Source organism: Fibrobacter sp. UWCM (assembly GCF_900129735.1).
GTDB lineage: Bacteria > Fibrobacterota > Fibrobacteria > Fibrobacterales > Fibrobacteraceae > Fibrobacter.
The window spans coordinates 95,485-113,042 of the sequence record NZ_FQWR01000007.1 but is presented as its reverse complement, the minus strand read 5'-3'; the positions used below and the strand labels follow the sequence as shown (position 1 = coordinate 113,042).

The window sequence follows — 17,558 nt, the reverse complement described above, 5'->3', positions numbered from 1 at the left end:
GCTTTTTAATATAAGCAATCCGCAGTAAGCTTAACGGGAATTGATTCTGAATATTGGTTCTTTTTCAAAGGACTTGCCGTAATGAGCGTTTTGAATATTCCCTTGCGGGTTCCGGTTTCGCTCACGAACGCTGCAAAACGGCGTTCCATCTTGTTGAATTCCGATTCGGTAAGGGTGTAATCCGTTTCGGAGTATTTCAATTCGCAAAGGTTTATCATTCCGTCGGCCCGGTCAATAATCAGGTCAATCTGGGCAGGTGTTTTCTTGTCTTTGCTGCGCCAAGAATACTGCTGTGTCGAAATCGCATCAATCCTGAGAGCTTCTTTAATTTGTTGAGTATGGAGCAGGCAGACTTTTTCGAAAGCGAGCCCAAGCCAAGTATTCACGACGGGGGTATTGATGTGGTTCTCCCAAAAGCGGGTGTCGCCCTTGGCTTTGCTGTTGAAGTATAGGTGGAATAAGGTAAACGGATCGACCAGCTGATAAATGCCGCTGTTTTCCTTGACGACCTTCTTTTCGCGCACCATGTATTTTCGGATAAATCCACATTCGATGAGATTTTGAATCTGCTCGGAGAGGGTACCGCCTTTTTCAGCCTTCATTGACGCGATGATTTCCTTGCGGGTCATACCCTGTTTTTTTTGAGCGAGTGTTTCCACAATACGCATGTATGGTTCTGCCGCATTGAAAAGAGTCTTGAAAAGTCGCTTGTATTCGCGCCGCATTTCCCCGTTTTCGGAGAAGTAAAGTCGGTCTATGTTTTGGGCAAGGCTTTCGCTTTCGTCGAAGAGGCTGAGGTAGTAGGCAACACCGCCTGTGAACATGTACGACTGCAAGACCATTTGCCTGGACCAAGTGAAGTTTTTTGAGAGTAGATATTCCTCGGTTTCCTTGAGCGTAAAAGGCAAAAGCTTTATCTCGTGTGTAATCCTGTTGTGCAGCCCGGCCTTGCTGTCGATGAGGTTCTTTATCATCCAGGATGTTGCGGAACCACATACGATAAGTTTAAAGTTGTCTTGGGTCGAAGCCCAACTATTCCAAAAATGCCCTAGGGCTTTTGTAAAACCAGAACCCTGTGTATCGAGGCTTGGAATTTCGTCAATGAAAACGATACAGGGGTTGCCGTTAGAAATTCTGTCCGAAAGGGCTTTGCGCAGTTGAGAAAACGCCTCCATCCAATTTTTAGGACGTTCATTGCTCTTGTAACCGAAGATGTCCATGGCGTCAAGGAACGCGTCTATTTGGTCTTCCTTTTTACCTTCCAAGACTCCGGTCATTGAAAAAGCGAATTGGCCTTTGAAGGTCTGGTTGACGAGGAAGGTTTTCCCTACGCGGCGCCTACCATATAAAGCGATGAATTCTGCATTTTTAGAGGCGATATATCGCTCTAGCAGTTCGATTTCAGAATTTCTTCCAATTATACTCATAATCTTAAATTTACAACATTTTTCGCCAAAAGTCAACAAAAATTTAAGTTTTGGCGAGATATCATCTTTATTTTCGCCAAAAATCGCTCAAACGACGAGTTTTGGCGAAAGAAAAGTAAATTTCATCGTTACCCAAGGTTGTGCACCAGGCGTTTGGCTTAAATTCTCACGCTGAGCACGGCGCCTTTGGTATCGTCGTAAAAGAGCGGGGCGATGGTGACCTTGGGCGGGGTCTGCTTTTCGCCGACTTTTTCCTTGTAGAACACGCTGCCGATGTACCAGCCGATGGAGGCTCCCATCAGGGTGCCCGCGACGGCGTCGGAGAACCAGTGGGCCTCCCCTTTTGCGCCGAGCACCATGCTTGTCGCGATGTAGCCTGCATACAGGGCGCAGCCCGCCACGACGAGGGGCTTGTCGCGGTTGTAGCTTGCGATGCTCATGGCCATGGCCGCGTTGGTCATGGAATGCCCCGAGGGCCAGCCGTAAAAGACGCCGCGCCTGAAGAGCCCCCACTTGAAATCGCGGGAACGCTCGCCGCTATTGAGTTCCGCGTCAGGGTGTTCGCGTGCCGAAATCGCCTTGAGGATGTTGTTGTAGAGGAACGCCACGGCGGTAGCCTGCACGGCGACGGCACCGGTGTTGTTCAGCGCGCGGTTGTCGCTGATAAAGTACATGTAGCCCGGAACAAGGATCGGGAAAAATGTCCCCATCATCATGCCGGGAGTGAACGCAATGCCGTACGCCAACTGGTCCTGACGGGCCGCAAAACGCGCCACCATCAAGTCGTTATTTTCCATCGAAAACTTGTACGTAAGTGCACCGCCGAGCATGTGGAACCCGAGCGGCCAGCCGAACGCACTCAGCAACATGTTATGGCCCAGGTGATCGAACGGGGAAAGCTTAAGCTCGGATGTTTCGCTGGAATGGTCGGCAACATTTACGCTGTCGGGAAATTCGGCAGAGGGATCCGCGGCGTACGCCACGGTCGTGAACACGAGCGAAAGCAATACCGTCTTGAATGTCGTCAGAACTTTTTTCATCGATTATCTACAAATTCCCAAAATTTAACAGCCTTGTCAAGCCACCCTTCCGCAACCGTACCCGTTCCTAGGCCAAAACCATGGGAAAGACCCTTTTTTCCCGCATTCCTCCCCCTATTCCGACTTTGCAGAGAGAATATACCTGACAACTTCGGGATTGTTATGGTCGATGATTTCGCTATGGCCTATGTCCAGAGCGTCAATCTGCTTCATATCCTCGGCGGAAAGCGTAAAGTCCCAAATGTCAATATTCTGTTCCATGCGTTCCTTATGAACGGATTTCGGAATAATGGAAACCCCGCGCTGGGCATTCCACTTGAGGGCCACCTGGGCGGCGGTCTTGCCGTACTTTTTGCCAATGGCACTCAGGAGCGGGTGCGTGAAAATGCCGTGTTTGCCTTCGGCGAGCGGTGCCCAAGCCTGCGGGACGGTGCCGTAGCCCTTCATGTTTTCGATGGCGGCATACTGCGAAAAGAACGGATGCATTTCGATCTGGTTCACGTGCGGTTTCACGTCAACGATTTCAGCGAATTCCGTGAACTTGCCGATGCTAAAGTTTGCGACACCGAGCGCCTTTATTTTTCCTTCGTTGTAAAGTTCGACCATCGCCTTCCATGCCCCATAGACATCGCCGTAGGGCTGGTGGAGCATGAACATGTCCAGGTAATCGAGCATGAGCTTTTTCAGGGAACGTTCAAAAGCGACCTTTGCACCCTCGTAGCTCATATCAGACGGCCACAATTTCGTGGTGATAAAGAGTTCCTCGCGCTTGACAAGGCCCGTATCGATTGCTTCCTTGACGGCATCGCCCACGGCTTCTTCGTTCATGTAGATGGCCGCCGTATCGATAAGCCTGTTGCCCACGCTGATCGCATCGAGCACGGCCTGCTTGCATACCGCAGCGTCAGGGACCTGAAACACGCCGAATCCTTCCAGCGGCATCTTGATTCCATTAGAAAGCGTTACATTTTCAACTGTCATATTTTTACCTCTTGTTTATTGTTCTCCCTAAATTTACCTTTGCGCCTTTGCTTGCACAATACAGAAAATACGGCTCTACTTTACAGTTTCTCCGAAAGGAGTACCTGAGCACTAAAGCAGAGGCGGTTGAAATCTGCTTGTTTGCAAACAACTGTTTGCAAAATGAAAAAATTTTGCGAAACAATACTTTTCTACAGAATTGTTTGCTATATTCTACACGACCAGCAAATAGCTGGCCAAGCTCACAAAAGAGCCGTTTTCTATATCGTATTATTTTATATGACATAGGAACGGCTCTTTTTTTGTTTTTTTTACCGCGCGGCGCATGCCGCGTAAAGGAGCATTATGGATCCAAACCACGTTCCGTTCGAGGAACTGCCCATCACGAACCGCTTCATGTTCGCGCTGGTATTCAGCCATAAGCATATCGCGAAGCCTTTCCTGGAAGCCATCCTCGGAATCAAGATTTTTGACCTGCAGGAACCGGAGCCGGAGAAATCCACCGAAACAAGCCCCTTCAACAAGGGCGTCCGCTACGACGTGTTCGTAAAGGAACAGGGCCCCGATGGCGAGATCATGCGCACCTTCGACATCGAGATGCAGATTGAGGACACCCACGAGCTTCCGAAGCGAGCCCGCTACTACCAGGCACTGTGCGATTCAGAAGCCCTGAACAAGGGCGAATCTTACCGCAACCTCAAGGAACAGTACATCATCTTTATTTGTCCTGACGACATCTTCAAGCAGGATCGCGCCGTCTACAGGTTCAAGAATCTGGAAAAAGGGCATCCCGAACATGAATTGGGCGACCTCTGTTACAAAAATTTTTGAGCTTCGCTCCAAATTCGCTGCGGCTCGGAAATGCCAAACAAGTTTGTCACTTCTCTCGCCTTGCAGAATTTATTATATTCAATAAGTACAGGGATGTCGCCGAGCAGTCGGTCAAGGAGTATCTTGAATACTTTGCGACCAACAAGGCAACATCCAAGGGAACAAAGAACATCGAACTTCAGCGGCAATGGTATCTTTCGGACAACGAAACGAGGAAGCGCTATATGACTTGGCAACAGGAATTGGATGACTTGGTGTACGATGAGCGCCAGCGCACTAAGGCCGCCGAAAAGCGCGCCAGCGAGGCTGAAACTCGTGCGGATGAAGAGAAGTCTCGTGCCGACAAGTACGAGAAGATTCTCAAGGAACACGGGCTCCTTTAACTAGGGCCTTTTCAAGAAAATAAGCCCAAAGCCGGTCCGCAGGGGCCGGTTTTGCTGTTTTAGGTCGTTTTTTTTCAACAAAAACGGCAAGTGTCACCTTTTGCCATTCCAAAAATCTATATTTCCTTGCAAATAGAGTTTTCTCTTGTTCTCTACTTGAAACTTCGACAATTTCTGCAACGAGAACAAGGCGACGCTCACGTCTGCGACCGGCTTAGGCCAGCCGCATCGTTTTGGTACATGCATATTTGATAAATCTGCCTGTAGGCAAACGGCCATTTGGGGCGTGAGTTGTTTGCGTTTATTCGTTGCGGGCAGTCGAAGGCCTCAAGTAGGTAAATGCATTCAACTCCACGCCTTTTTTGTATCCAAAAATGACTGGACAAGTGCAGAACGGGGGTAGACTCGCTGAGTTTTGCTCTTGTCCTCTACTTGGAACTTCGACACTTTCAGCAACGAGAATAAGACAATGACTCGCCACAGCCCGTGTATTGCATGGGCGTAGTGTACCCTGGGCGTAGTGTATGTCTTGGGGAATTGTGCCGCGTTATTGCGAGCCTGTCATTCTGGAGCCCTGGAGCGTAGCGATAGGGCGATAGAATCTGGCGAAGCAATCTTCGGCTGGCATGTCGCGAGTATTGTATTCTTTTGAAAATGTCGCGTTTTTAGGCGAGGAGTGAGTCGGCTCCCCGCCCTTTCTTTTTGTCCGCACTCCGGCCAAGCGAATCGGCCAGAACCGCTCCCGCGAGAGTGAACTCGTTCACTTTCAACACGGAGCGAAAAGTGCCGAGTAAAAAGGTTGTTAAGGACGATAAAAGCAAACCGAAGTTCAAGTTCATCGATTTGTTTGCTGGTATCGGAGGGTTCCATTTAGCAATGGAATCTGTTGGCGGTGAATGTGTTTTTGCGAGTGAAATAGATAAATTCGCTCGACAAACTTATCAAACAAATTTTGAACGAAAATCTCCTGAACTGTTTAGCTCAGGAATGTTCAACGAAGATATTAATAAAATCGCTCCTAAAGATATCCCAGACTTTGATTGTTTGTGTGCAGGTTTTCCTTGTCAGCCGTTCAGTTATGCTGGACAGAAAAAAGGTTTTGAAGACAAAACAAGAGGAACGCTCTTTTTTAACATTAAGGAAATCTTGAAAGAAAAGAAACCAAGAATGTTCTTCTTGGAAAATGTCAAGGGACTGGTTTCGCATAAAGGTGGAGAAACGGTTGCCACCATTCTTGACATTCTGGAAAATGAACTTGGATATCATGTATTTTCAACAGTCCTCTCTTCCTTAGATTTTGGACTTCCTCAAAAAAGAGAACGTTGGTACTGCGTTGGTTTTCGTAAGGATGTGAATTTTGAATTTCCTAAGCCTTTAAACAAAAAGGCCGTATTACGAGACATTGTCGATATTGATAATAATGACCCGACATTGAAATTGACTCAATTTGAATTAGATCGAATCAAATATCACTTTGATCATGCTAAAGATGAAGTCAGGGTAAAGCACGACAACTCCAAGTATAAGCCAAATACTAAAAAAGGGAAATACGGCATCTATTCATTCCAAAAGGCTGATGGTTCTTTGAGATTTCATGTTGGCGACCATGCAAAGACGCAGATACAAGAAGCGTTCTACTCTTGCCTGGATACATATGCGTCAACCATAATTGCAAATAGAACACCAAAACTTTGGGATTTGGGTCGAAAACTATCTGTTAGAGAATCACTTCGTTTACAGGGTTTCCCAGAATCATTCAAAATGCCTGTTTCCGATATGCAAGCGTTTAAGCAACTTGGGAATTCAGTAAGCGTTCCTGTTCTTAAAGCAATTGCTCGACAAATGCTAAAGGCATTAGAAGGGGGTAAATGATGATATTGAGTCAGCAAACCGTTCAAAGAGCCTTTGATGAAATTGCTCAATTGGGAATTGATAATAAATTTTGGGGCGTTCTGACAATTGTAAAGAATGTTAAAAAATATTTGAAATTGCCTACATCAATAGGAACCATGAGTCTCATTGTTTGTGATAAAAATGGTGTTCAAAATGATTTAAAAAATTTCTTCTCTCTTCAAAATACAATAGATAATAATAAACAGACAAATGATGATGATTGGCTGTTGTTGCGAAAAGATTTTGCTTCTTGGGTTTCTTATGAATTACTAGCCAATAAAAAGATAAATTTTCTTTCTTTGGCTGTATTTTTATTTCGAAATATATCTTTTCAAGAACGACTTACAAGTGATTCATTAATACAAAAAGTTAAAGACTTTTTGAATATTCCCAAAGAATGGGAAAAAGATTGGTTTAAAGAACTCGCTTCATTTGATATCGAATATGAAGATTCTTTTAATCAATCTTGGAATTACGATTTTTCTGTTGGATGGCGTAAATATAAATTTGACAAAACGCATGGTTCTATTGTATTTAAACCATCTAAAGATATTTATTCTGTTGTTGCAAAACCAGATGAATTAAGTAGAGGGCCTTTTTATCAACCTTTGTATGCCGCTCAAGGAAATGCAATTTTATTTATAAAAAAGGATTTCTTTGAAAATATTGAGGAAATAAAGAAAACTAATGAGAATGTTGGTGAGGTTAAGAAACAGAATAATACATCTTCCTTCACCCCCTCCCAAATCATCTACTACGGTGTTCCAGGGTGCGGAAAGAGCAATAAAATCAGGGAGCAACTGAAGGACGTTTCTGAGAAAAATAAGGTTCGTGTCGTATTCCACCCGGAATACACCAACGCCGAATTCATCGGGCAAATCTTGCCGAAAGTCAACGGTCACGTCACCTATGAATTTACTCCCGGGCCGTTTACGCAAATTATCAAGCGGGCGTACCTTAATCCTAATGAACATTTTTACCTAGTTATCGAAGAAATCAACCGTGGTAATGCGGCTGCCATTTTCGGTGACACCTTCCAGTTGTTAGACAGGCTCAAGACAGGCGAAACGGACTCTCTCGGCAATGACCCTGCAAATGCTTCTGTAAACACGTTTACAGAAGGCTGGAGCCAGTATTTTGTCCAGAATGATGATGTCAACGCCTATATTCGGGGAACTGAAAATAGCATTCAGATTGGGAATATTCGCTTTGATTCGAATACGGCTATCCGCTTGCCGCCTAACCTTTCCATCTTGGCGACGATGAACACCAGCGACCAAAATGTGTTCACCTTGGATAATGCCTTCCAGCGTCGTTTTGACATGGAACTAGTCCGCAACGAATTTGACCTCACTAAGCCTGCCGTCAATGCTCAGTACAACGCAGAAATTGACGATACCGGCATTAAATGGGGACAATTCTGGGGATGGATCAACGCCAAAATTACAGCCACCCTCAAGGGTCTTTCCAGCACCGAAGACAAGCGGCTTGGAGTCTGGTTCGTGAGCAACGTGGGCGGCATTATAGACGACAAGGTCTTTGCCGAAAAGGTCCTGAAATTCCTGTGGGATGACGTTTTCAAATTCAAGCGTCCGCAGATTTTTGCAGATGGTATTGATACCTTGGAAAAGTTGATCAACTCCTTTGAAAAACCGTCTGAAGGGAAAGAACGCTTTGACGTTTTCAAGGACAAGTCGAATCTTGTCGCATTTGTAGCATCGCCAACGCTGTAATCCTTGATGCAAAAGCTAAACGAAATATGTTCCTGCGAATCCAAGGCGAATTCGGAGACCGAGTTCGTCGGCATTCGTTGTGAAAAATCAAAGGAAGATGGAGCGCTGGAAACAAGCATCATCTTTCCTTTGGGATATTTCAAGGACGATTCGACTTTGCGCGAACTTCCCGAAGAAGAATTGCGGGAATGTGTCGTCAATCTTTTTACGGTACTTTCTGATCCTTTGCTGCAGGAACAGATTCATCAGGATTCGTCCATTTCCACATTTGCGGAAGAACATGGCGAATCTGGATTTCCGATGGTTTCGTACTTGAATGTTATCCGAAATTTTCTCGATTTCGGTTACCTTGATGAAAAGGAAATTCTGTACAAAAAGGGCGCGAACGGAAAAATCAGTTGGGAACGGACAATCAAGGCCATGCAACCTGTCATTACCGAAGATGCCCAGAATCTTGTGTACCTGGATTTTATCGCCCGTAAAGTCAGTTATAACGAAGATACGCTCATTACGCAAGTCCACAAGTTCTGCGTTCATGACGCTCTTGTGAAACTCGGATTTTTATTCGGCATAGAACCGTCCGAAGAACCGCTGCTGGATTTTGATTATGACCTGTTCTGCAACGCAATTCATTCTAAACTTGCGAAGACGTTTAATGACCGCGATTTACGCTTGCTTGCTGATTTGGCGCGAATTGTGGAGTATCTTGCCGGGCATAGAACCGAAGACGGAAAGATTGCAAACGATTTCTATTTTGGCGTAAATACCTTCGCCCCTGTGTGGGAAGCGATGGTGGATAAGATTTTCGGGAAGTTGCCGCAGGGAGTTGCCAAGGATAAATTTAATCCGCATTGTGAATGGGATCTGAGTTCTGGAGCCCGCGGATACGAAAATCCCAATTATGCAATGCGTCCCGATACGATTATGTGGGATGAGGAAGGCCATCGTCTTTATGTTCTGGATGCTAAATACTATAAGTTTGGCATGACTGGTTCTGCGGCAGATTTGCCTTCATCTGGTTCAATCTGCAAGCAAATTGCTTATGCGGAATATGTGGAAACACATTGGAAAACGATTTTAGGAGTAGATTCTATCGCTACGCCTTCGGCTTCGCCCCAGAACGACACTCTGCCAAAGCCTATCTACAACGCGTTCCTACTGCCGTATTGTTTTGATGCCGACAACTTGAATCTGCCACCGGACGACGGATTTGAAACGCGTCCTTGCAAGATGCGCTTTATAGGCTTTTGCCATGGGAACTGGAAAAATCTTGACGCAATGCCGGGTGAAGACGATTATCGTCCTTACCACCGAATCGCGGGAGTCTTGCTGGATGTAAGGTCCGTGATGGAGAACTATGGTGCGTTTGGTGAGGCTCAAAAGACGTTGGCGACGTGTATTTTGAGGGAAATCACCAATCTTTCTGAGTGAAATAGACGATTTTTTCAAAAAAAACTCTTGCCTTTTTGACCGAAATAATATATAATTGTTAGAAATTAGCGAACATATTACAATTTAAAGCGAGGATACGATGACTTTTGGAGATTTTGTAAGGGAAAAACGCTTAAAAGAGGGGGTAAATCTAAGGGCATTGGCCAAAGAATTGGATATAGCCCCGGCCTATATGAGCGACATCGAAAAAAATCATCGTTATCCGCCTGATAAGGAAAAAATTTACAAGATTGCGGAAGTTTTGAAATTGTCGGAAGATGAAAAAAATCAAATGTTTGATTTGGCTGGCGAGGCCAGAGTCGGGACAATCGCTCCGGATATTTCGGATTACGTCACAAGTCAAAATGCAGCTCGTGTTGCACTTCGCAAAGCAAGGGACTTAAATCTTGGCGAAAAGGAATGGGTCCAGATTTTAAAGAGCATTGAGAAACAAGGACAAAAAAAGTAGATGAATGTGAAAATCTATACATCGTCACAATTGGAAGAATTTGCGTGTGCCAAACGCAAAGAGTTTTCTTCCTGGAGACCGCAGAGAAGTACTGCGATTGATGTGTATGATTTTGTCGATTTTGTGGGATGCGAGCCGGACTGGAAGTATATAACGCCCGATCAAAGTATTTTAGGGTGTGTTTGTTTTAGCGACACTACCTTGCCAACATGGGAAAGCTACGTTAATAAGCAATCAAAAGAGCCTGAATTCAATAATTTTGCTCGTGGCACTATTGTCATAGACCAAGCCTTGAATGAAGGTAAAGACCGGGGAAAAGAGAATTACACTGTTGTACATGAATGCTTCCATTGGTTACTGCATCAATATTATTTTTCTAAAAATGACTCCGATGCGTTTCATTCATGTAGCAAAGACTCATTTACAATTTTTGGTTGCTCCGAAGACGATTCTGCGATAAATATTCTTGAATGGCAGGCAAACTATGCTGCCGCATGTTTCTTGATGCCACAAGAGGATGTTTCGCAGGCTTTTATTAAACGTTTGCGTTTAAAGGGCTTTCCTCAGAAGCCGCTAGAAATGAAGCGCTGGGTGAATGCTCATATTTCTATGTTGGCGAAGCAATTTGGTGTGAACTTTAATCCGATGAAGTATCGGTTGCAGGAACTAAAACTTATTCAAAAATAGGAGAAAACTATGGAGTGGAAAGAAGATGAAACACCTTTATTTGTAGATGTCCCGTTGGATGAAATGGGTCGAGAGGCTCTTGAATACGGATACGATGAAGATGAAACGTATAAGCCTCATTTCAAAAGATTGGTGCTAAATCACCAGGAATTTAATTTAATTGATGCGTTTTTATTGACTTTCGTTGATAAATTCAATGTGTTCATCGATCGAGGCGAATTCTCTACTTTGCTGAATAAAGATGTACTCGCGGCAAAAACTTTGACAGAGAAATATGCTCAACAGCATCCTGAAACCAAAGAAGTCTGCGACAAACTTATAAAGCAATTTGATGTCGCTATTGAATCTGGAAGTGATGTGGAATTCGCGTAGATGGAAATTTTTTATTCAATTTGTTAGAAATTAGCGAACAACAAACGGTAAATGTATGAAACTAGACAAGTATGCTATTGTAGCCAAATTGGAGAAAATACTAAAGGAAAAGGGCGTTCCTTTTGTTGACGGATTTCCAACTATTTCGCAGAATATGCTCGTTCGAGAAATACCAAATGAGATTCTTCCCTTTCCAAATCACTTAAAGGCGAAGAATCCCGCAAGGGCTTTGCTCACGAACTTTTCTAACGATGAAATTTTATACACATCTTTTACACGTATTGATGAGCGTGTGGAAACAGCCAAGAATTTTTTAGGGATGACTGGATTTGATTTCAGCGCAAGAGAGGGAGATGATGAAGTAAATCAAGACTTTTATCTCTATCTAAACAAGTTGTTGGATGCTTATTTTGCTTCGTGTGGTGTTAAAATTCTTCCGAATTTTAGGATTACTGGGGAATTGTCATCCTTAAAAGTTTTTCACATCTATCCGCCTAAAACTTGGTATGCTGTCGGAACGCTAGGATGTGCAAAGGGCCATGTAGCAGAAAACGAAATACTGCTTCGCTATAAACTGATTTATGCACGTCCGGGCCACCTGCTTGTTTATGGTATATTGAAAGATGAATACAGAAAAATCCTTGTATCAAACGAAACCCCATATACTGTTTTCGAGGACTACGCTAGACGTTCTAGAGGAGGAAAAATATAATGGACGCGAAAGGAAAATACACGAGACTTGTTCAAAATGTCAAGGAAAACATTGATAGGAATGCCGCTTTAAAAAAGCGAATCGAAAATAGAAATCAACATCAGTCGAAGAACAAGGATCTTTGGCAAAAGGTCAATTTAGATACGCTTGTAGAAAAGTTTGCTCCTAATTCTGTTCCTGAAATCAATGATAGCGGGAAAATCATTTTCCATACTCCCGGAAGTAATGTTCAGCTGGTGGCAGAAGCTACAATAGGATGTGTCAGAATAGAACGTCTTGATATTTCAGGACAAAGACGATATTTGGATTTGGACGGCGTCCTCAGAAACAACATTACCATTAATGGCAAAACGCGTGGACGAACAAAAGAGGAATATGAATTGGCTACCCATTTTAGAATTATGAAACTCGAAGAAATGGGAAAAGAATGAAGCAATACCAGCATCAAAAATTTCTGCTTCAATGCGATTATGCGAAACTGGATATGAAGAACTTTTTCCAGAGTATGCCCGCCGATACACCGCTGTATTTACGAGAATACAATTTATTTGATTATCCGATATATAGAAGAAATATTCCTCTATCTGTATTGGATGGAAAAGTTGATTCGCAGCAAGATTTTGATGCGGTTGTCAAGAAAGTGAAGTATGTGGATGAACTCTATCTTGTGGATGATAGGAGAAAATCAGAGAGTATTTTTGTTCAGAATCACGCCTCCGCCACAAAGAGAGCTTTTCTTTGGCATTTCTTAAATGCCGGTATCCGGTGCTTTATTGCAAAATGATTCATGGACAACGTTCAAGATGAAATCGCAAAGCTAATTCCTCATTACGTTTTGCCTTGGAATATCCAGACTTTCCATTTTTGCAAGCAAGACTTGCAAAATTTACGGAGGCTTTATGGCTAAAAGAAAGAGAATGTCCCTGCAAAAGCGGTGGAATCGTTGTTCAACAAGGTGTCGAACTTGATTGAGCAGGCCCGCGTGCGTGTGGCTGCGGCAATTAATGTCGCCGAGGTTTACACGAAAATTTCTTTCACTTTTTCGCCCATTTTTCGAAAGTTGCCTGCGCTTTTTCTTCGCTGAGTGCGCCTACGATACTGTGGGGTTTGTAAGGTTCTTCCAGGTAGCAGATATCTTCGCTCGCAAGTTCCAAATCTATGGCCCGTACGGCATCATCGAAATGCCTTGCCTTGGTTGCCCCGACAAGCGGAGCGCAGACGCCCTTGGCGTAATGCCAGGCGAGGGCGATTTCGGTCATGGTCACGCCGTATTCTTCGGCAACCTCGGCAACGCGTTCTACAATCTGCATGTTGTTTTCTTTTTCGCTGTCGTACTTGTCCTTGAGTACGTTATCCGTATTGCTGCGCTTGCTGCCCGATTCCCACGCCCTGTGCGTCAGGTGACCACCGGCAAGCGAGCTATAGGGAATCAGCGATACGTTGTAGCGCCTGCAAATTGGAATCAATTCCCGCTCGTCTTCGCGGTAGAGCAGGTTGTAATGGTTCTGCATGGTCGAAAATTTGGTCCAGCCATTTTCTTCGGCGCATACCTGCATATTGTGGAACTGGTAGCCGTACATGGCGGACGCCCCGATGGCGCGAACCTTCCCCGCTTTCACAAGTTCGTGAAGCGCCTCCATGGTCTCTTCGATTGGAGTGGAATAGTCAAAGCGGTGAATCTGGTATAGATCCAGATAATTCGTCCCGAGCCTTGCAAGCGTTCCGTCGATTTCGGTATGGATAGCCTTGCGCGAGAGTTTTCCTTCGTTAAAATACACCTTCGAGGCTAGCACCACCTTGTCACGGGGAATCCCCAGGTTCTTCAAGGCGCGGCCAATGTAGATTTCGCTTGTGCCAAGGCTATAGCAGTTTGCCGTGTCAATAAAGTTTACGCCAAGATTATAAGCGTGTTCAATCATCGTCTGAGTCTCGGCCTCGTTCAAGGTCCACGGCTGGAACTTGTCCGAAGGCTCGCCGAAACTCATTCCGCCAACGCATATTCTGGACACTTCTATATCGGTGTTCCCGAGTTTCATGTACTTCATAGAAATCTCTCTGCGGTTTTTTCTGTGGTAATTACAGGCCCTTGCTTTCGAGCCATTTTTCGATGTGCTCGGCAATTTCCTTGTTGTTCAGTTCCTGGAACATGAAGTGGGAATTGCCCTTGATGCCGATTTCGGGCAGGTAGATGACAGTTGCGTCGCCACCATCCTTGTTGTAGTGTTCGGCAAAGTCGCGGACCTGTGCAAGCACCATTTTCCAGAATCCGGTGCTCTTGATGTCTTCGGGACCGTTGTCGATGTAGTCACCGAAATAGAAAATCATGGGAACCTTTGCGGCAACGAACTTCTTGTAGGTTTCGCTGCCGACTTCGGGCGCGAAGCCGGGCTCAATCGCGATAACTGCGGCCATGTTTTCGGTATCGGTAGCCCAGCCTACGCGACCGCCCTGGGAATGCGTCATGTAAACGGGCTTCTTGCCGGTCATCTTACGCGTGTCGGCAAGGACTGCACTCATGGATTTGCCGAAAAGTGCCTCGTCGTACTCGCCCGTGCTGGGGGTCATCTGGCGCAGGAACTGGTTAAGCGCCTCGTCGCCTGCGGGGAACTGCGAACCTTCGTAGCGGTTCGGGGTTCCGCGTCCGATGCGGAAATGGGTGTACCACGCCTGATCGCCGGGATTGTATTCCTTGCCCCCGTTGCGGGTATCTTGCGGGTTGGCGACAACATTCACCGTGTTGCCTGCGGCACCCCTGCGGGGTTGGTCCACCAAGAATGCTGCGCGACCTTTCTTGAGGAAGATGTCGCTCCATCCTTCGCGTCCATCGGGAGTCGCCTGCCAGCCTGTGCGGGTTTGACCGTAGCCGTGCAGATACACTATGGGTGACCTGTTTTTGCCTGCGGGAATCTGGAAGAACGTGTTCGCGTGATCTACATGGGCGGTGTTCCCAGCTCGACTAAAATCCATCCAGTTTTCAGTAACGTTGAATTCTCCGGGAATGGGCTCGGTAACGCTTCCGCCCGACGCGAATACGCCTTGCCGTTCAATGACCAGGGCATCCGCTGCGGTGTTGTCGTTGCAGCCCATGACAAAAATTGTAAAGGCCGATACAAGTGCTACAGGAGCGATTTTAAAAAGTTTTTTCATATTTACCTCTTGTTTGTTCTAAAATTACCTTCAACGTGGCGTTTGTACAATATTTAAAGTGCGGTTCAACTTATGCCTTTTTCGCCCCCGAAATTAATTTGGTTATATTTCCAATATGCAAGATTTAGGCCAGTCCGTCATCATCGGCGAGAGCGTTTCTGAAATAGCTTCGGAAAACCGCAGTGAATACATTTCCCACGTCTTATGCGAAAAAGGCGAATGTTCCTTTGTTTTTAACGACACGGAATTCACTCTTGTCGCCGGCGAGAGCATGATTATCACGCTTCCGAGACTGTTCATGCAGGCACGGCAATCCCGCGATTTCAAGGCTACTGTCATCTTTGTGCACACGGACTTTATGCATGCTCTCGAAACCATGAACAACTACGGCATCCAGGGCACATTTAGGCTGTTCCTGAAACCGGTTCTCAAATTGAACGACGAGGAACGGGAGCGCTGCAAGCGAGATTTCGAGAATGTCAAGTGGAGGCTTTCGAACCGGAATCACGAATTCTACACGGAGTCGGTCGGCTGCGCCCTGCAACAACTATTCCTGGATTTTTTTGATTTTCAACTTTCGAAACTTGACGAAAAGGAACGCGTGGCACCGCAAAGTAGCGAACTGGTCACAAGGTACCTGGCCATGCTAGAATCCGGCGAATACCGTGACCATCGCGACCTAACCTATTATGCAGACAAGCTCTGCGTTACCTCGAAGCACCTCTCCGAGACATGCAAAAAAGTAAGCGGGTTTCCGGCCCGCTACTGGATAAACCGCTTTACCGCCATCGAAATTACGGAACTTCTCAAGAACAAGAGTCTTTCCATCTCCGAGATTGCGTACAAGCTTAATTTTTCTTCGCCGGTGCACTTCAACAACTTTGTAAAGAGCGTATTCGGCGTTCCGCCCCAGCAATTGCGGGGCTAGATTTATATTCGGCCTACTCCGTAGGGAGCTTGTTGTATTCGTCTAAAGGCAGACGGTCGAACCATTGCACACCAGGCTTGTCCGGGTTTGCGTTTGCGGCGAGGTGCGCAAATTTTGTTTTGGCCGTTGCCCCGTGCCAATGCTTAACTCCCGGCGGGCAGAGGGCTACATCGCCCGGGTGCAGGATTTCCAACGGCTGCCCCTCGATTTGATGATAGCCGATGCCGTCGGTCACTATCAGGACCTGGCCGCCCGCATGAGAATGCCAGTTGTTGTAAGTTCCTGCGTCAAAGACAACGTTGTGAATGCCCGGTGCTCCGGCTTCGTTCTTGGCATTCAGCACATCGCCGAGATAGACGTTACCCGAAAAATTTTCTGACGGGAATAGCGTCCCGTTTCCGAACATAAATGCGTCCTTTTCGGTCAAAGTGCGTCCTGCATAATCTTCCGTTTCGAGGTTCGCATACCATTCGTCCGTCACCGGTTCTGCACCATGAGCGCTGTGGGCGTCGCCAGCCTCGGGTTTCCATTCGGCATCGTAAATCACAATCTGGCTGAACCAGCTGTCGGGTGCGGCCCCGTGCCAATGCTTGACTCCGGCAGGAATGTGCACCACGTCACCCTTGCGGATTATCTGAGCCTTTTTCCCTTCTTCCTGATAAATGCCCTTTCCTCCTGTTACCAGGATTTCCATGCCGCCGTGAACATGCCAACTGCTACGCGCCCCAGGAGCAAAAGTAATGTGGTTTGTGATAGGAAAGTTGTAAACGGAATCTTTCTGGATAAGGTTCTTGAAAAATACCTTGCCCGTAAAGCGTTCGCTTACATCGTCACCCAGCGGGAACGTGATTTCGGAAGGAACGGCAACGGCCTCATTCTTGGGAATGTTCAAGCCTTTCACCCAATCGCGGACAACGGTTTCGGAATCCTTGACCTTGCTTCCGCGCACAGAAAGGGCGGTTTTCTTGTCAAATGCAGCACCCTTCGCCTGCATCAGCTTTTCGAGCGTAAGTAGGCTCCCGGCACCGTCAGAGGAGCCCTCGTGAGAGAAGAACGCATAGACATTTTTGCCTTGCAGGTTCGCCTGCTTCAGGAATGTCATCACGGGCATCGGCACGTCGTACCACCAGACCGGAAAGCCGACAAACACCGTCTTGTAACGTTTCATTTCTTCGTCGCTCAAGGAGAGGTTTATCTCGGGATAAATATTTCCGTCCTTTTCCTTTTTGGCGACATCGGCGGTCTCGTTGTAGCTAACAGGGTATTCTTCCTTGCGCAAGATGCGGGCGTAATCGGCTCCGACTTCGTCGGCAATCCAGTGCGCCATGCTCCGCAGATGCCCAGACCAAGTAAAATACACGACCAGTACATCGCTTTTTTTCGAGAAATCCACATCGGCGTTCTGGTCGGTCCTGTTGCGTTCGGCACAGCCCACCAAGGAGAGCAGGGTAAGCGCGAACGTTAAGACAAGAGTGTAAATTCTAGCGAGTTTTTTCATGGAATGTTCCTTTTGGGCTATCTTTC

At 46.1% G+C, this 17,558-nt stretch carries 17 protein-coding genes and 3 pseudogenes; 12 read left to right on the top strand and 8 right to left on the bottom strand.

The window, feature by feature from the left end; genetic code table 11:
- Positions 1-5: 5 nt before the first annotated feature.
- From BUB22_RS06650 to BUB22_RS06640, 3 genes are all read right to left on the bottom strand, one after another.
- Complete coding sequence (locus BUB22_RS06650) at positions 6-1,427, bottom strand: AAA family ATPase (protein WP_073114444.1); 1,422 nt, start codon at positions 1,425-1,427, stop codon at positions 6-8.
- Positions 1,428-1,585: 158 nt separating this feature from the next.
- Positions 1,586-2,467 (bottom strand): phosphatase PAP2 family protein, encoded by an 882-nt coding sequence (locus BUB22_RS06645; RefSeq protein WP_073114443.1) that lies wholly within the window; start codon positions 2,465-2,467, stop codon positions 1,586-1,588.
- 114 nt (positions 2,468-2,581) lie between these two features.
- Complete coding sequence (locus tag BUB22_RS06640) at positions 2,582-3,448, bottom strand: aldo/keto reductase (protein ID WP_073114442.1); 867 nt, start codon at positions 3,446-3,448, stop codon at positions 2,582-2,584.
- A gap of 345 nt (positions 3,449-3,793) precedes the next feature.
- Here BUB22_RS06640 and BUB22_RS06635 point away from each other — a divergent pair, with 345 nt between their 5' ends.
- The 11 genes from BUB22_RS06635 to BUB22_RS06585 all read left to right on the top strand — a co-directional run bounded on the left by BUB22_RS06635 (position 3,794) and on the right by BUB22_RS06585 (position 12,743).
- Positions 3,794-4,279 (top strand): Rpn family recombination-promoting nuclease/putative transposase, encoded by a 486-nt coding sequence (locus BUB22_RS06635; RefSeq protein ID WP_073114441.1) that lies wholly within the window; start codon positions 3,794-3,796, stop codon positions 4,277-4,279.
- The gene (locus tag BUB22_RS06630; RefSeq protein WP_073114440.1) at positions 4,276-4,662 is read left to right on the top strand and encodes a hypothetical protein; all 387 of its coding nucleotides are present in this window, start codon (positions 4,276-4,278) and stop codon (positions 4,660-4,662) included. The genes BUB22_RS06635 and BUB22_RS06630 overlap by 4 nt, the downstream gene beginning before the upstream one ends.
- A 783-nt stretch (positions 4,663-5,445) precedes the next feature.
- Positions 5,446-6,534 carry a DNA (cytosine-5-)-methyltransferase gene (gene dcm, locus BUB22_RS06625; RefSeq protein ID WP_073114496.1) on the top strand — a complete coding sequence of 363 codons (1,089 nt, stop codon included), beginning with the start codon at positions 5,446-5,448 and terminating at the stop codon, positions 6,532-6,534.
- Positions 6,531-8,288 (top strand): AAA family ATPase, encoded by a 1,758-nt coding sequence (locus BUB22_RS06620; protein ID WP_073114439.1) that lies wholly within the window; start codon positions 6,531-6,533, stop codon positions 8,286-8,288. Before dcm ends, BUB22_RS06620 begins: the two co-directional genes overlap by 4 nt.
- Positions 8,289-8,294: 6 nt before the next feature.
- Positions 8,295-9,719 (top strand): LlaJI family restriction endonuclease, encoded by a 1,425-nt coding sequence (locus tag BUB22_RS06615; RefSeq protein WP_073114438.1) that lies wholly within the window; start codon positions 8,295-8,297, stop codon positions 9,717-9,719.
- A gap of 100 nt (positions 9,720-9,819) precedes the next feature.
- Positions 9,820-10,188, top strand: a complete 369-nt coding sequence (locus BUB22_RS06610; RefSeq protein WP_073114437.1) for a helix-turn-helix domain-containing protein — start codon at positions 9,820-9,822, stop codon at positions 10,186-10,188.
- A 6-nt stretch (positions 10,189-10,194) separates the two neighbouring features.
- Positions 10,195-10,875 (top strand): ImmA/IrrE family metallo-endopeptidase, encoded by a 681-nt coding sequence (locus BUB22_RS06605; RefSeq protein WP_175547253.1) that lies wholly within the window; start codon positions 10,195-10,197, stop codon positions 10,873-10,875.
- Between the two features lie 9 nt (positions 10,876-10,884).
- Positions 10,885-11,247, top strand: coding sequence for a hypothetical protein (locus tag BUB22_RS06600; RefSeq protein WP_073114435.1), 363 nt, complete (start codon positions 10,885-10,887; stop codon positions 11,245-11,247).
- Between the two features lie 55 nt (positions 11,248-11,302).
- Positions 11,303-11,959 (top strand): DUF4417 domain-containing protein, encoded by a 657-nt coding sequence (locus tag BUB22_RS06595; RefSeq protein ID WP_073114434.1) that lies wholly within the window; start codon positions 11,303-11,305, stop codon positions 11,957-11,959.
- Positions 11,959-12,390, top strand: coding sequence for a hypothetical protein (locus BUB22_RS06590; RefSeq protein WP_073114433.1), 432 nt, complete (start codon positions 11,959-11,961; stop codon positions 12,388-12,390). The genes BUB22_RS06595 and BUB22_RS06590 overlap by 1 nt, the downstream gene beginning before the upstream one ends.
- A complete protein-coding gene (locus BUB22_RS06585) occupies positions 12,387-12,743 on the top strand; it encodes a hypothetical protein (protein WP_073114432.1) in 357 nt (118 codons plus the stop codon). The genes BUB22_RS06590 and BUB22_RS06585 overlap by 4 nt, the downstream gene beginning before the upstream one ends.
- A gap of 250 nt (positions 12,744-12,993) precedes the next feature.
- Here BUB22_RS06585 and BUB22_RS06580 read toward each other — a convergent pair whose 3' ends face one another.
- On the bottom strand, positions 12,994-14,004 hold the full coding sequence (locus BUB22_RS06580; RefSeq protein WP_073114431.1) for an aldo/keto reductase: 1,011 nt from the start codon (positions 14,002-14,004) through the stop codon (positions 12,994-12,996).
- Positions 14,005-14,035: 31 nt separating this feature from the next.
- On the bottom strand, positions 14,036-15,106 hold the full coding sequence (locus BUB22_RS06575; RefSeq protein ID WP_073114430.1) for an alpha/beta hydrolase: 1,071 nt from the start codon (positions 15,104-15,106) through the stop codon (positions 14,036-14,038).
- 115 nt (positions 15,107-15,221) lie between these two features.
- Between BUB22_RS06575 and BUB22_RS06570 the strand changes: the two genes are divergently transcribed.
- Positions 15,222-16,034, top strand: a complete 813-nt coding sequence (locus tag BUB22_RS06570) for a helix-turn-helix domain-containing protein (protein WP_073114429.1) — start codon at positions 15,222-15,224, stop codon at positions 16,032-16,034.
- Between the two features lie 13 nt (positions 16,035-16,047).
- Here BUB22_RS06570 and BUB22_RS17320 read toward each other — a convergent pair.
- From BUB22_RS17320 to BUB22_RS17310, 3 pseudogenes are all read right to left on the bottom strand, one after another.
- Positions 16,048-16,320, bottom strand: a pseudogene (locus tag BUB22_RS17320) (cupin domain-containing protein); the annotation flags it as partial.
- A 168-nt stretch (positions 16,321-16,488) separates the two neighbouring features.
- A pseudogene (locus BUB22_RS17315) lies at positions 16,489-16,920 on the bottom strand (cupin domain-containing protein); the annotation flags it as partial.
- 156 nt (positions 16,921-17,076) lie between these two features.
- Positions 17,077-17,532: pseudogene (locus BUB22_RS17310) on the bottom strand (flavodoxin); the annotation flags it as partial.
- Between the last annotated feature and the right edge of the window lie 26 nt (positions 17,533-17,558).

Bases quoted from the DNA above. Each gene is read 5' to 3' on its own strand.
- BUB22_RS06650 (WP_073114444.1), bottom strand. From the start codon at position 1,427: ATGAGTATAATTGGAAGAAATTCTGAAATCGAACTGCTAGAGCGATAT.
- BUB22_RS06645 (WP_073114443.1), bottom strand. From the start codon at position 2,467: ATGAAAAAAGTTCTGACGACATTCAAGACGGTATTGCTTTCGCTCGTG.
- BUB22_RS06640 (WP_073114442.1), bottom strand. From the start codon at position 3,448: ATGACAGTTGAAAATGTAACGCTTTCTAATGGAATCAAGATGCCGCTG.
- BUB22_RS06635 (WP_073114441.1), top strand. From the start codon at position 3,794: ATGGATCCAAACCACGTTCCGTTCGAGGAACTGCCCATCACGAACCGC.
- BUB22_RS06620 (WP_073114439.1), top strand. From the start codon at position 6,531: ATGATGATATTGAGTCAGCAAACCGTTCAAAGAGCCTTTGATGAAATT.
- BUB22_RS06615 (WP_073114438.1), top strand. From the start codon at position 8,295: ATGCAAAAGCTAAACGAAATATGTTCCTGCGAATCCAAGGCGAATTCG.
- BUB22_RS06610 (WP_073114437.1), top strand. From the start codon at position 9,820: ATGACTTTTGGAGATTTTGTAAGGGAAAAACGCTTAAAAGAGGGGGTA.
- BUB22_RS06600 (WP_073114435.1), top strand. From the start codon at position 10,885: ATGGAGTGGAAAGAAGATGAAACACCTTTATTTGTAGATGTCCCGTTG.
- BUB22_RS06595 (WP_073114434.1), top strand. From the start codon at position 11,303: ATGAAACTAGACAAGTATGCTATTGTAGCCAAATTGGAGAAAATACTA.
- BUB22_RS06590 (WP_073114433.1), top strand. From the start codon at position 11,959: ATGGACGCGAAAGGAAAATACACGAGACTTGTTCAAAATGTCAAGGAA.
- BUB22_RS06585 (WP_073114432.1), top strand. From the start codon at position 12,387: ATGAAGCAATACCAGCATCAAAAATTTCTGCTTCAATGCGATTATGCG.
- BUB22_RS06580 (WP_073114431.1), bottom strand. From the start codon at position 14,004: ATGAAGTACATGAAACTCGGGAACACCGATATAGAAGTGTCCAGAATA.
- BUB22_RS06575 (WP_073114430.1), bottom strand. From the start codon at position 15,106: ATGAAAAAACTTTTTAAAATCGCTCCTGTAGCACTTGTATCGGCCTTT.
- BUB22_RS06570 (WP_073114429.1), top strand. From the start codon at position 15,222: ATGCAAGATTTAGGCCAGTCCGTCATCATCGGCGAGAGCGTTTCTGAA.